The sequence below is a fragment of the Corynebacterium vitaeruminis genome (assembly GCF_001054325.1).
Taxonomy (GTDB): Bacteria; Actinomycetota; Actinomycetes; order Mycobacteriales; family Mycobacteriaceae; genus Corynebacterium; species Corynebacterium vitaeruminis_A.
Map to the genome: position 1 here is coordinate 227,197 of NZ_JVVM01000022.1, position 12,972 is coordinate 240,168.

At 60.7% G+C, this 12,972-nt stretch carries 8 protein-coding genes and 1 riboswitch; of the genes, 3 read left to right on the forward strand and 5 right to left on the reverse strand.

Annotated elements, in window-relative coordinates; genetic code table 11:
• Nucleotides 1–105: 105 nt before the first annotated feature.
• Nucleotides 106–1,227, reverse strand: coding sequence for a Dyp-type peroxidase (locus ADA16_RS06935; RefSeq protein WP_048760383.1), 1,122 nt, complete (start codon nt 1,225–1,227; stop codon nt 106–108).
• Nucleotides 1,228–1,416: 189 nt separating this feature from the next.
• Nucleotides 1,417–1,615, forward strand: a riboswitch (cobalamin riboswitch).
• A 39-nt stretch (nt 1,616–1,654) separates the two neighbouring features.
• On the opposite strand from ADA16_RS06935, the gene metE reads away from it, so the two are divergent.
• On the forward strand, nt 1,655–3,964 hold the full coding sequence (gene metE / locus ADA16_RS06940) for a 5-methyltetrahydropteroyltriglutamate--homocysteine S-methyltransferase (RefSeq protein ID WP_048760385.1): 2,310 nt from the start codon (nt 1,655–1,657) through the stop codon (nt 3,962–3,964).
• 284 nt (nt 3,965–4,248) lie between these two features.
• On the opposite strand, the gene ADA16_RS06945 is transcribed toward metE, so the two are convergent.
• The 4 genes from ADA16_RS06945 to ADA16_RS06960 form a co-directional block, all read right to left on the reverse strand.
• Nucleotides 4,249–8,295 carry a Pls/PosA family non-ribosomal peptide synthetase gene (locus ADA16_RS06945; protein WP_048760386.1) on the reverse strand — a complete coding sequence of 1,349 codons (4,047 nt, stop codon included), beginning with the start codon at nt 8,293–8,295 and terminating at the stop codon, nt 4,249–4,251.
• Nucleotides 8,292–9,083 carry a MarR family winged helix-turn-helix transcriptional regulator gene (locus ADA16_RS06950; protein ID WP_048760389.1) on the reverse strand — a complete coding sequence of 264 codons (792 nt, stop codon included), beginning with the start codon at nt 9,081–9,083 and terminating at the stop codon, nt 8,292–8,294. The genes ADA16_RS06945 and ADA16_RS06950 overlap by 4 nt, the downstream gene beginning before the upstream one ends.
• Nucleotides 9,084–9,252: 169 nt before the next feature.
• The gene (locus ADA16_RS06955; protein WP_048760391.1) at nt 9,253–9,549 is read right to left on the reverse strand and encodes a rhodanese-like domain-containing protein; all 297 of its coding nucleotides are present in this window, start codon (nt 9,547–9,549) and stop codon (nt 9,253–9,255) included.
• Between the two features lie 139 nt (nt 9,550–9,688).
• Entirely contained in the window at nt 9,689–10,162 is a 474-nt protein-coding gene (locus ADA16_RS06960; RefSeq protein WP_048760392.1) for an inorganic diphosphatase, read from the reverse strand.
• A 124-nt stretch (nt 10,163–10,286) separates the two neighbouring features.
• On the opposite strand from ADA16_RS06960, the gene dacB reads away from it, so the two are divergent.
• Complete coding sequence (gene dacB / locus ADA16_RS06965) at nt 10,287–11,765, forward strand: D-alanyl-D-alanine carboxypeptidase/D-alanyl-D-alanine endopeptidase (RefSeq protein ID WP_239659380.1); 1,479 nt, start codon at nt 10,287–10,289, stop codon at nt 11,763–11,765.
• A gap of 4 nt (nt 11,766–11,769) precedes the next feature.
• Nucleotides 11,770–12,891: a tRNA lysidine(34) synthetase TilS gene (tilS, locus tag ADA16_RS06970; protein WP_275042187.1), complete on the forward strand. Its 1,122-nt coding sequence runs from the start codon at nt 11,770–11,772 to the stop codon at nt 12,889–12,891.
• Nucleotides 12,892–12,972 lie beyond the last annotated feature (81 nt).

The following is a 12,972-nucleotide window of genomic DNA, read 5'->3' on the forward strand; positions in this document are numbered from 1 at the left end:
CGGCCAGAAATTTTGCTCGAAAGTGTCATAAACTGGGTCAGTTTCACATTTGCAGCCCGCCAGCTTTTTAGTCCGCCAGGCTGTAGCCCGCCAGACCGCAGCCCCCTACCCCTCAATCAGCTCCTGGCCCCAGTAGGAATCGGGGGTAGTGCCAGGGGCAATCCAGTACACTGCAGAGCCGATGTGACGGTTCCACTCATTGAGCAGGTCACCACGATCCAAACGGGCCTGAATTGCGCTGAACTGGTCGTCCGGGTTCTTCTGGAATGCAACCCAGACCAGGCCAACGTTCGGTCCTTCGAACGGGAAAGCTGGCTCACCCGGCTGGTCCTCGTATGCGTAAGCGCGGCGACGCAGGGCGTCGTCAGGCTGGCCATCCTGCTCACGGGACAGTGCCAAGTGAGACTGGCGGTGGATGAGGTACTCGCCCTGGTCATCGACGGCGTCCATGTCCTCTTCATCGAACTCGTCGTTGCCGCCGGAAAGAGGAGCGCCGGTGTGGAAGTCACGACCGATAACGATGGAGCGTTCGTCGGTGCTGAGCTCATCCCAATTATTCAAGTCGAGCGCAATACGGCGAACAACCATCACGCAGGAGTTGTTAATCGCCTTGTCCTTGGAGTCGATCCACACCTGCTCGGCCCACTCTTCCGGAGTGGACGGGTTGACGGTGCCGTCGAGCTGACCCAACGGGTTGCGTGGGGTAGCGCCGTGAGGCTGCGAACCCCAGGCGTAGGAAAAGCCCTTCTGGAACCATTTCACGCGAGCCCACGGAGCCGCCTTCTTTTCCAGCAAACGAGACGCGGCAGTAACGGTGACGAGATCATCACCGCACAACTGCAGGGCGAAGTCAGACTGACCCCACTCAGGGCGGAGCATGTCATGTTGGAATGACGGGATATCGTGCAGACCAGCCGGCTTGCGCTCTGGTTTGCCCAGGATGTCGAAGATGCGCTCACCGAAACCGGCGGTAATGGTCAGGTTTGCGGTGGCTGCGACCATTTCCGGTTCCAGATACCCCTCGATGTCCTGGCCTTGGGTGAGGCGGCGGGCAACGTCGGTAAGCGAGGAGAACAGTTCCTTCAGATCTGCTGCGTCGATGCCGTCCTTCAAATCGAATGCGACGAGGCGGAGATGTGCTTGGCCGGGCTGTTCAATGCCTGACTGGACCGGACCGTCGAACGGAATCTTGGCGCCCCTCAGGGAAGTTTCGGAAGCCTGTGTCACTCGAGGTCACTCCTTGAAAAGGTGGGATAAATAGCCTTTATGACTACGAGCTTAATCACTTTGGCCCCAGCAGGAGAGCTCAAAGCAAAGGCTTGGGGAGGGGCTAAGTGAATGAGATATTTGTATATTGCGATATACTTCACATCCACAGCCGCCTCGAAGGGGTTCATAAAGGAAAGTGCTGCATATCGCACGTTTTCCGCGCAAGGTGTGTTTTTAGCCTAACGCGCATGAGGCCCTCGAGTTATGCAGGGGAATCCCGGTGCAAGTCCGGAACTGTCCCGCAACGGTAAGCATCACTGCCAGACCTTTGGTTTATCCGACGCGTTGATAACCAATCTTTTCAGTGATGACAAGTCCGAATGCCTGCCGGTTGTGCAATTTCATACCCGATGCTGATCACGACTGACGAGGAAATCACGAGATCATGGCAATTCACGCAACCCTCGCGGGCATTCCGCGGATAGGGCGTAATCGTGAGCTCAAAAGAGCTCTGGAAAACTACTGGCGCGACCCGGCGACCGGCGGCCTGCTGGCCGCGACGGCGCGCAACACTGTCAATAGCTACATTGGCGCAGCGCTGAAGGCAGGAATCGACTCGGTTCCGACAATTGGGCGCTCGTTCTACGACTCTATGCTGGATACATCGGCGCTGCTCGGAGTGCTTCCAGCCCGCTTCCAGAATGTCCCGAAAACGGACGGTTCCAACCTACCGGAATGGATCAACCACTACTTCGCCGCCGCTCGCGGTACGAAGACGCAACCGGCATCCGCAATGACCAAGTGGTTCGACACTAATTACCACTACATTGTTCCGGAGCTGTCAGCCGATACTGAATTTACCTCTGACCTCACTGACTGGTTGGATGATTCCTGCAGCTTGAACAATGGCGCCACCACCATGCTGCGCCCTCATTTGATTGGTCCAGTGACCTACTTGAGCCTGTCGCGTACCGACGATGGTTCGAACCCACTTGGCCTTTTGGAAAAGTTGACCGATGCATACGCGGAAATCATCGCTCAACTGGGGGATAAGGGCTTTGAGTGGATTCAGCTCGATGAGCCAGTATTGGTCACTGACCTCGATGAAGTGACTCTTGCTAGGACTCGCCAGGTCTACGAGAAGTTGGCCGGCGTGGCGGAGTCTGCGAATACCAAGTTGTGGGTGCAGACCTACTTTGGTGATGGTGATCAGGCGCTGGAAACCCTTTCTGGCACAGGCGTGCAGGCCATTGGTTGCGACCTGGTAGCAGGTAGCTCCGAGTTGCCGCATTGGACCGGCCAGGAACTGCTGGTTGCGGGTATTGTTGATGGGCGTAATGTGTGGCGCACCGACTTGGATGCAGCCCTGGCGACGCTGGAGAAGCTGGCAGTCCGAGGCCCCATCGCGGTGTCGACTAGCTGTTCGCTGCTACACGTCCCGTACTCCCTGGCCTCGGAAAACCCGAGCGAAGAAGATGCCGAGGTGCTGCAGTGGCTGGCCTTCGGTGATGAGAAAATCGCCGAGGTGACCCTCTTGGCGAGGGCGCTTGATGCCAGGTTGAATGACCGCCAACTCGATGCCGCGGATTTGAAGGCGTTGAGGGAGTCCCGGGCAGCACTGGCATCGAGGGCAGAATCGAAGCGGATCGTTAAGCCTGAAGTTCGTGAAGCTTTGGCAGCAATCGAGGAGAGCGACCGGACTCGTTCCCCGTTTGCAGCTCGCCAGGCGGCTCAGGCTGAGGCCCTTAACCTGCCTCCGCTGCCGACCACCACAATCGGATCCTTCCCGCAGACCAATAGCATTCGTCGTGCACGTGCGCAGTTGCGCGCGGGAGAGTTGACCCCAGTTGACTACGAATCAGCAATGCTCGCTGAAATTCGATGCTCCATTGAGCAGCAGGAAGAACTGGGACTCGATGTGCTGGTTCACGGCGAACCTGAGCGCAATGACATGGTGCAGTACTTCTCGGAGCAGCTGGACGGCTACCTCGCGACGGCCAATGGCTGGGTCCAAAGCTATGGTTCCCGCTGCGTGCGGCCGCCGATTCTCTACGGTGATATCACCAGGCCAGAGCCAATGACGGTGCAGTGGTACAAGGCAGCGGCAGACATGACTGACCTTCCCGTCAAGGGAATGCTCACTGGGCCAGTGACCATGTTGGCATGGTCGTTTGTCCGTGATGACCAGCCAATCGGTGACACTGCGGATAATGTTGCGCTGGTTTTGCGCGATGAGATTGCAGATCTCGTGGCCGCTGGAGCCCAGATTGTGCAGGTCGATGAGCCAGCCATTCGCGAGTTGCTGCCCCTGAATGAAGCGGACCAGCCCGCCTACCTGAAGTGGGCTGTGGGGTCCTTCCGCCTGGCTACCTCTGGCGTGGCTGACGAGATTCAGATTCACACGCATATGTGCTACTCGGACTTCAATGAGCTCATTGACACCGTCGATGAACTCAACGCCGATGTCACGTCCATCGAAGCAGCTCGCAACGGCATGCAGGTGCTCGCAGCGCTGAAGGATGAGGGATACGTTCGGGGGATTGGTCCAGGTGTCTGGGACATCCACTCGCCTCGCGTGCCGACGGACGGAGAAGTCAGCCAGCTCGTGGAAGATGCGCTCGAAAGTGTTGACCCCAGCTTGCTGTGGATCAATCCGGACTGCGGTCTGAAGACTCGAGGTTGGGAAGAGGTTACGGCTTCACTGAAAGTATTGGTAGCCGCAGCGAAGCAGGCTCGTTTGCAGCTAGCAGAGTAAGCCGGAACCAAAAAGCCGAAAAATAAATAGCGGGTTAAGTAGCAAAAGTGTGTCCGCTCGGCGTGTCGCTGGGTGGGCACCTTTTGCTACTTAGCTCTACTTAGCCCCAATGCGGGTAACTGACTGCGTTTATGGCTGGCGACAGCGGGCCAATGTGAGTTACTGACTGCGTTTATAGCAAAAATTGCCCGAAAAATGGCTTGAAAGTGCTATAAGCTTGCACAGTTTCACATTTGCAGCCCGTTGTGCCAACAAGGCCCCAACAAAGCCCTACACAAGCCGGGCTACTTCTTCTTTGCCACCACCGGCTCAATCGGGTTACCTCGCCAGGAGGTATGCGCAGGAACGTGGTCACCGCGCATGACGAGAGAACCGGGTTCGACGCGGCAGCCGTCGTCAAGCACAGATGCCGGCAGTACGACCGAGTGCGGTCCGAGCACGGATCCGTGTCCGATGTGGACGGTGTCGAGCGTCATCACGCGGTCGGTGAACAGGTGCGTCTGAACGACACAACCGCGGCCGACAGAAGCACCTCGCTCGATCGTGATCAGGTCGGTCTCGGGCAGCCAGTACGTCTCCAGCCACACGCCGTGGCCAACGTTCGCGCCGAGCAGCCGCATCGCGCGTGCGATACCGCCGGTGGCCATCGCCGGGTTCAGATACCACGGCGCGGCGACCATTTCGACGAACGTATCCTGCAGCTCATTGAGCCAGACGAACTTACTCCACAGCGGGTGGTCACCGGGCTTGTGCTTGCCGACGCACACCCACTTGGCCACGATTGTGACCAACAGCCCCAGCGCACCGACAATCAGGAGTACGGCAGGGGAGAGCAGCCACGCGACCAGCAGACCGAGCAGAGCAGCGCCAACCCCACCTGCAGTGACCAGCTCTGCGGTGAACATGCCGAGGGTCTGCAGGCTAAATAGCGTAATCGTAGCGAGCATGAGAGAGACCATCGGCGCCAGGACACGCAGAGTCTCGACAATGCCGCGGGCGACCTTCAGCCCTGTGGTCGGACGGTAGGTCTGCGCCGACTCATCGCTGGAGACAGTGCCCACGCGGCGCATGCGCTCTGGCGGCGAACCCCACCAGTTGGAGCCGGACTTGGTCTTCTTTGGAGTAGAGGACAGCACGGCCACCAGCGAGTTCTTCGCAAGCTTGCGTTCCGGAAGCGTGATGCCGGAGTTGCCCAGGAAGGCGCGCTTGCCAATCCGGGAGTCACCCACCAGCAGCCAACCACCGCCGAGCTCGTAGCTGCCGACCATCGTGTCGTCGGCCAGGAAAGACTCGCCCTTGACGTGCAAGAACTTCGGAATACCAATCGCGGTCGAGACCTCGCTGTCGCGACCAATCTGAGCACCCAGCGCACGCAGCCACAGCGGAGTCAGCATGGAAGCGTAGATGAAGAACAGGTCGTGGCGAGCAGCGTCCATCAGGCGAATTGTTGCCCAGGACTGCCAGCCCACTCGCGACCGCACCGGGTACACACCCGGCTGCAGGCCGATGCTGAACAGGCGCACGAGAATCAGCGTCAGCAGGGCATACACCGCAACACCGGCGAAGGTGGCCGGAATAGCCCACAGCACGGCGCTGCCCAGCGTAGGCCAGAGATTCGAGGTAGTTAGCTCGGTGGTGCCGTCGATAAGCCCCGTGCCCCAACCGATGACCGCCGCCATTACGGCCGCCGCGGTGATCGGCACCAGGGTCAGCAACACAGCAGTAAGACCGTAAATAGCCACCCAGTGGCGGCGGGCCGCTGGTACCTCCTGTGGGAAACGGTGCTTGGAACGACCGACCTTGCGAGCCGGGGAACCCGACCAGCGCGAGCCAGCCTTGACCTTCTTCTCGCCGGTGACTGTGGAACCGGCCTCGATGTGAGCGTCATTGCCAATACGCGCGCCGGGCAGCAACGTCGAACGTGCACCGATGCGTGCGTGCTTGCCAATAGTGACCTCGCCGACATGGACGACATCGCCATCGACCCAGTAGCCGGACAGATCCACCTCCGGTTCGATGGAACAGTAATCATCAAGCTTGACCAGCCCCGTCACCGGCGGAAGTGCATGCAGATTCACACCCTTGCCAATGTTGGCGCCGAGCATTCGGGCATACCACAGTACGAACGGCGCTCCCGCCACCGAGTGCACGCCGGAGCTCTCTGCCAGGCGTTCGGCCGACCACAGGCGCAGATGCACCGAACCGCCACGCGGGTAATCGCCCGGGGTGATGTTGCGCGTGAGCAGGCGTGTCGTGGCCGCATTGATGGGCATGACTCCCAGCGGAGTCAGGAAGAACAGGGCCAGTACGGCCACCAACCAGCCTGGTAGTGCCAGCGGTCCGCCGATGACCCAGTTGATAATCGCAAGCCAGGTCACCCAGCGCATGCCACGTGCCCATTGCAGAGGCACCATGAGTCCGACCTGAGCCCAACGGGTCTTGCGGGACACAGGCGTCGGTTCGGGCACCTTTTCCAGGTGAGCGGTGGGGTCTGGCGCGTCGGCAAGCATGTCGTCGCTGATGAAACCGCGCGCGACCAGCTCTTCGGCGAGATTGCCCAGGCGCGGGTGGTCGTAGAGGTCACGCACGGCGACCTGCGGGGCGCGCTGGCGAATGCGCGCGATGACGCTCGCGGCCGCCAGCGACGTGCCGCCCAGAGCGAAGAAGTCCGACGCCGCGCCGGGCGCAGGTACGGACAACACATCTGCCCAGATATCGGACAGCCACTTCTCCACAGGGCTCAGCTTGTCGACGTCGCCCTCACCCGCACGCGCAGGCAGTGGCCACGGCAACGCCGCCTTGTCGACCTTGCCGGAGGTACGAACCGGCAGCTCATCCATAATGTGCAGGCGTGGCACCATCGCGGCCGGCATGGCATCGCGGAGGATGTCCATGCACTTGTCGTAATTCATGGCCGAGGCGTCGCCACCGGCGCCGACGTAGCCGACCAGGATGGAGTCGCCAGCGCCGGTCTTCTGTACTACGACGGTCGCCTGAGTAGCCCCGGGGAGTGCGGCCAGGTGAGCTTCGACCTCGCCGAGCTCAATACGACGCCCGCCGATTTTCACTTGATCATCGACGCGGCCGGTGAAGTACAGTCCGTCCTCATCCATGATGACGTGGTCGCCGGTGCGGTACGCCCGCTCCCAGCCCAGGGCTGGCAGCGGTGCGTACTTCTCGGCGTCCTTCTCCGGATCCAAGTAGCGCGCGAGTCCCACACCGCCGATGACTAGCTCACCCTTCGTCCCCGGTGGGACGGGGTTGCCCTCCTCGTCGATGACGGTGAGATCCCAGCCGTCCAGCGGGAAGCCGATGGTCACGGGCTTGCCGGGCCTCAGCTCGATGCCGGAGGCCACGACTGTGGCCTCGGTGGGGCCGTAGGTGTTCCACATCTCGCGCTCAGGGGTGGACAGGCGCTCGACCAGCTCTTGCGGGCAGGCCTCGCCACCGACGATGAGCAGGCGCACGCTGTCGAGTGCTTCAGCGGGCCACAGGCCAGCCAGCGTCGGAACCGTGGAGACGGCCGTGATGTGGCGGGAAATCAGCCATGGGCCCAGGTCCACGCCGGAGCGCACCAGCGAACGTGGGGCCGGCACCAGGCAGGCACCATTTCGCCAGGCCAGCCACATTTCCTCACAGGAGGCGTCGAAGGCGACGGACAGGCCGGCCAGGACGCGGTCGTCTGGGCCGAGTGGGCCTTCCGGGTGATTGGCCAAGAACCAGCGGGCCTCCGCATCGACAAAAGCGGCGGCGCTGCGGTGGGTGACCGCCACGCCCTTGGGCTTGCCGGTGGAGCCGGAGGTGAAAATAATCCAGCAGTCGTCGTCAGGAGTGGGCTCCTGCGAGATGATCTCGCGTGCGCTCGGCGGCGTCGGTTCGGCTGCGTCCTCATCGGAGTCGGCATCGGAGTCCAGCGGGCGGGGGCGGTTACGTGCCGTCGATCCCGCCAAATGTAGCCCCTCGGCATCGAAATAACCGGCGATACCGGCCTCGCCGAAGACCATTTCCGCACGCTCATCGGGGTCGTCCGCATCCACCGGAACGTAGGCGGCACCGGCGGCCATGATGGACAAAATTGCCAGGTAGAGCTCGCGACTTCCCGACGGCATCCGCACACCGATGCGGTCGCCACGACGGATACCCTGCTCATAGAGCCACGTAGCTGTGGAATCAATCTCATTGATCAGTTCCGCATACGTGACGACAACCTCGCCGTCATCAATGGCCTCAGCCTCGGGGAACCTTCGCGCGGTCGCCCGGACAATGTCAATGAGCGTGCGCTCAAGCGGCTGTTCGGTAGAGCGCAGGAACTTCGCTTCAGTGGTTGTCACTTGAGAGACCCCTTCTTATTCTTCTTCTTGCGCTTTTTCTTCTTCGACTTCTTGCGTTTAGGACGCGGGGCATCGCTTGACGACGTCTCCTGCGTCTTATTCTCCGCTACAACATCGGTGTCTGTCTCGGTGGTTTCCGCAGCCGGGGTGCCGGTGCCGGTGCCGGTGTCGAGGCTTGCATCGGAGTCGTCGGCAAGCGATGCGAGCAGTACCCGTACCTCGGGTGAGCACTCGGCGACGGCGGCGCGTTCGGCTCTGCGGAGTGAGCGGCGCAGAGACGCGCGGGTGGTGTTGCCCGCTTCGGTCAATGCGATGAGCTGGCGGCGACGGTCTTTGGCATCACGCGTGCGCTCAACCAGATTTGCCGACTCCAGAGAGTCAATCAGGCGAACCATGTCAGAGCGGTCCATGCCGAGCAAAGCACTGAGCTCAGTCTGAGCCATGTCGCCGCCGTCGGCGATGGCCTCCAGAACCCAATAACCGCGGATGGACATGGACTCGATCTGGGTGCGGCCAAGAGCCGCGTTGACACTGGTGCGGACAGCTGCGTCGAGCTGTGCCAGGCACCAGGACGCGGACTTGCGCAGCGCGGCGGGTGCGACGGCGGGCTCGCTTGTGGCGCCAGACTTGGCCTTGGCCTTGGTGTTGGCCTTCGCTGCCTTGCGAGCCTTCTTCGACGTGGTGCTGCTCTGCGATTTGTTAGCAGGCACCTTTGCGTCTACGTCGGCGGCCGCACCATCGCTGGTATCGGCTGAGTCCGCCGAGGAAAGTACGGATGAATCAGACATACCTCCCATAGTAGACAATCTGGGGACTCATCAATAATGGGACATGGCCAACTAATAAAGTGCCGGTTTTCCTGCAGATTGTTAGAAGGTGGGTGCTTTCGTGTTGGCAAATAAAAATACCCCGCGCGATGCAGGGCATGAACTACGAAGCAGGATATCTGGTTGGTGCTTAGTTGGCCTTCTCCATCGGACGACCAAAGTGTTCCCAGTCAATCATGCCGCCGGTGATGACAATGGTGTCGATACCGTTCTTCTCCAACCAGGAAGAGACCTGAGTGGCCCGTCCGCCGGAGCGGCACATCAGGAAAATGTCGGAATCCAGGTCCAGCTCGCCGTAGCGGGACGGAATCTCTTCCATGGGGATGTGGATGGCGCCGGTGGCGTGGCCGTCATCCCACTCCATCTGCGAGCGGACATCAATGATCTGTGCGTCTTCAGGTACTTCAGGTACGTTTACGGTTTCCATAGTGCGCACTATACGCAATCGGTTCTTGTCTCTGGAAGCGCGAAGGCCGCCGGAGAAAAATCCGACGGCCTAAGAGTTGCATCACGGGAACCGCATCAAAGGTGCGATCCCCAGGAAGACGGCTTAGCTAGAGCAGCTCTTACTTGTGGCGCTCGATAGCCTCAGCCAGGATGCGCTCTGCCTCAGCTTTGTCGCCCCAACCCGAACCGGAAACTTCCTTACCCGGCTCCAGGTCCTTGTAGTGGACGAAGAAGTGCTCAATCTCGTCCTTGGTGAACTGGGAAACATCGTCGATGTCCTGGTAGTTGTCGAAGCGAACGTCGTCGAGGACGCAGAGCAGCTTGTCGTCGCCACCGGCCTCGTCGGTCATCTTGAAAACGCCGAGCGGACGAGCCTTGACAATAACGCCCGGGAAAACCGGCTCCGGCAGGATTACGAGAGCGTCCAGCGGGTCGCCGTCCTCGCCGAGGGTTTCATCGATGAAGCCGTAGTCGGCCGGGTAGGCCATTGGGGTGAACAGGTAGCGGTCGAGGTAGACCTTGCCAGTCTCGTGGTCGACTTCGTACTTGTTGCGCTGACCCTTCGGGATCTCAATAGTGACCTCAACGCTCACGGCGATGACTCCTTATAATCGGTGTACACTTCTCTGACGGCTATCTTATGCGAAACCCGCTCAAAACCGTTTATTTGTGCACCTTAAGTGAGGTTTTGTTTCTAGGAAGAAGGTGTTTGTAATCGTGAGTAGTGCTGACTCCGAGAGCTCCAAAACCACCGCTAAGGGCACGCAAAAATCGCCCAGTTCCGTAGAATCCGACAAATCCAAGAATTCGCGGGGACTGAAAATCGGCGGTGCAATCGCGGGTGTCCTCGTTATCGCAGCAGGCGGCGGAGCGGCGGTTGTCATCAACGACAATCGCCAGATTGTTGTCGATGCGCCGCCCGCCGTCAGCCATGTTCCTGCTCCCGTGACGACTGCGCAGTCTTCGCTTGACGACGACACTCTGACCCAAAAAGTCAGCGCAATCATGGATTCTGCGGCGGATGATTCCGCATTCGGCGAGCTGCATGGAATTGTCAGCGATGCTACGACCGGTCAGAGACTGTGGGGGAAGAACGACACCGCGGTGGCCGTCCCGGCGTCCAGCATGAAGATTCTCACCTCGGCCGCCGCACTCTTGGACTTAGGTGAAGATCACCGAGTCTCCACTCGCGTCTCACGGATCACGGGGACTAATGACATCGTATTGCACGGCGGGGGCGACCCTACCCTCAGCAAGGACGGGGAGGGGTTCTTCCAGGACTCGGCTTCAATCGCTAATTTGGCGGAAAAGATTTCCGTGGTCATTCCGGAGGGGGTCGGCAAGGTTTATCTCGACAACTCCCTATTCACCGAGAGCTTCCACGAGGCCTGGGAGCGCGAGGGGTTGGAGGATGGCTACATCGCACCGGTGGAGTCAGTGATGATGGACGCCGGTCGTATCGATCCGACGAACGAGGAATCGCGGCGAAGTGCCACGCCAGCCGCGGATGCAGCTGATGCGCTGGCCAAGGCACTTGGTGCGGAAAACGGAGGCAGCCTGAGAGATGCAGCCAAGGATGGTCAGCCACTGCCCTTGGATCCAGACCCAGTTGCGCTTGTGCAGTCGGCTCCGCTGGTTACCCGTCTGCACGAGATGATGATTTACAGCGACAACGTGCTCGCCGAATCCATTGCCCGTGAGGTGGCCATCTCTCGTGGACTGCCACCGACCTTTGATGGGGCCGCACGTGCCGTGCGCGACACCCTCGCGGAGCACGGTTTTCCGCTCGACGGCGCGGTGCTGTCGGACTCCAGTGGCCTGAGTACGGATAACCGCATTTCTCCGCAGCATCTCTCCGAGGTGCTCAACTCGGCCGCGGGCCCGGTGGAATCGGCTGAGCAAGTGGGGGTGGCGGGGTCGCGGGAGTCGTCGGAAAGCACGTCGTTGCGGCCTCTGCTGGATAGCCTGCCGGTGGCGGCGGTGTCCGGCACTCTGGCGACGCGCTTTGCTGGCCAGTCCGGGGCGGGCATCGTACGTGCGAAGACAGGCACACTGAATAAAGCCTCAGCGTTGGCGGGGTATGTGGTGACGAAGTCGGGGCAGGTGCTGACGTTCGCACTGATTTCCAACGAAGCGAGCCTGTTGCCGGCAAGAGCTGCGGCCGATAAAGCAGCGAGCGCCCTGGCGGAGATTTAGACATTTGAGTAATGAGTCGTTCTCAGCAACTTCAGGGGGGCAGCGCCCTGGAGTTGTAAAACCGTTTTGGCCAGACCGCAGCCCTCACTTCCTCGTCATTCGGCACGCTGTCCGCGCGATGGCGCAGCAGGTAGGGCAGGAGTTGGGTAGTGGTGTCGTCATTGGGCTTTCCGGTGGTGCGGATTCGCTCGCGCTGACCGCAGGGGTCTGTGCGGAAGCTTTCGGGGCTAAGGGTGCGTTGGCCAGCCGGAAAGTCCACGCCGTAGTGGTCGATCATCAGCTTCAGCAGGGGTCTGCAGAAGTCGCTGAGCGCGCCGCCCACATAGCTCAAGGGATGGGGGCTACGGCCGAGGTGATTGCGGTCGATATCAACAACGATTCCGACCGTGGTCCCGAATATGAGGCGCGGTTGGCTCGACACCGGGTCTTGCGGGAAGTCGCGCAATCTCGAGGTGCGGCACTGATGCTCGCCCACACACTGGATGACCAGGCGGAAACAGTTTTGCTGCGGCTGGCCAGGGGAGGCGGGCCACAGGCGCTGTCTGCTATCCGCGCGGACCTTACGTGGTCGGACGGGACTCGGATCCTGCGCCCGCTACTCGGTGTGCGACGCTCAGACACGCAGCGCTGCTGTGGCGAGCTGGGATTGAAGGTCTGGCATGACCCGCACAACCAGGACGACCACTACGCCCGCGTCCGGGTCCGACAGACGATTTTGCCACTGCTGGAGCAGGAACTGGGGCCGGGAGTTGCGGAAAATCTCGCTAAGACTGCGGCAATCGCAGCAGTCGATAATGACTTTTTGGACGCTCACGCCGAGTCAGCCCTGAATGCGCTGCTGGCGGAGGAAGAAGCGTCGGCATGCGGGGGTCTGCCTGTACGAGGGGTGGCTGAGCTTGACGACGCCATCGCGGTGCGCGTCCTTGCGCGTTGGTTGAGGCGAGCGAGTGCGGAGCCCAGCAGTAAACAAATCGACATGATTATGGCGCTCGTGCACCGTTATCACGGCCAGGGGGAGGTGCCGGTGACCCGGGGTCGCGATGACGCTGACCGAAATGCCAGGTTGGTCGTTGAGCGAAAAGATGGCACTCTACAATTGGTAATGAATCGTCCCGCGGTGTCTTAAGAAAGGTGCCGCAATCCAACATCCGGCGGCTGAGAATCATCGGTTGCCATAACCCCGAACTTGCACTGGGGCAGTTACGCT

What these genes read in the sequence shown, in the direction of transcription:
- ADA16_RS06955 (WP_048760391.1), bottom strand. Translation starts at nt 9,549, where the DNA reads ATGGAAACCGTAAACGTACCTGAAGTACCTGAAGACGCACAGATCATT.
- metE (WP_048760385.1), top strand. Translation starts at nt 1,655, where the DNA reads ATGGCAATTCACGCAACCCTCGCGGGCATTCCGCGGATAGGGCGTAAT.
- ADA16_RS06950 (WP_048760389.1), bottom strand. Translation starts at nt 9,083, where the DNA reads ATGTCTGATTCATCCGTACTTTCCTCGGCGGACTCAGCCGATACCAGC.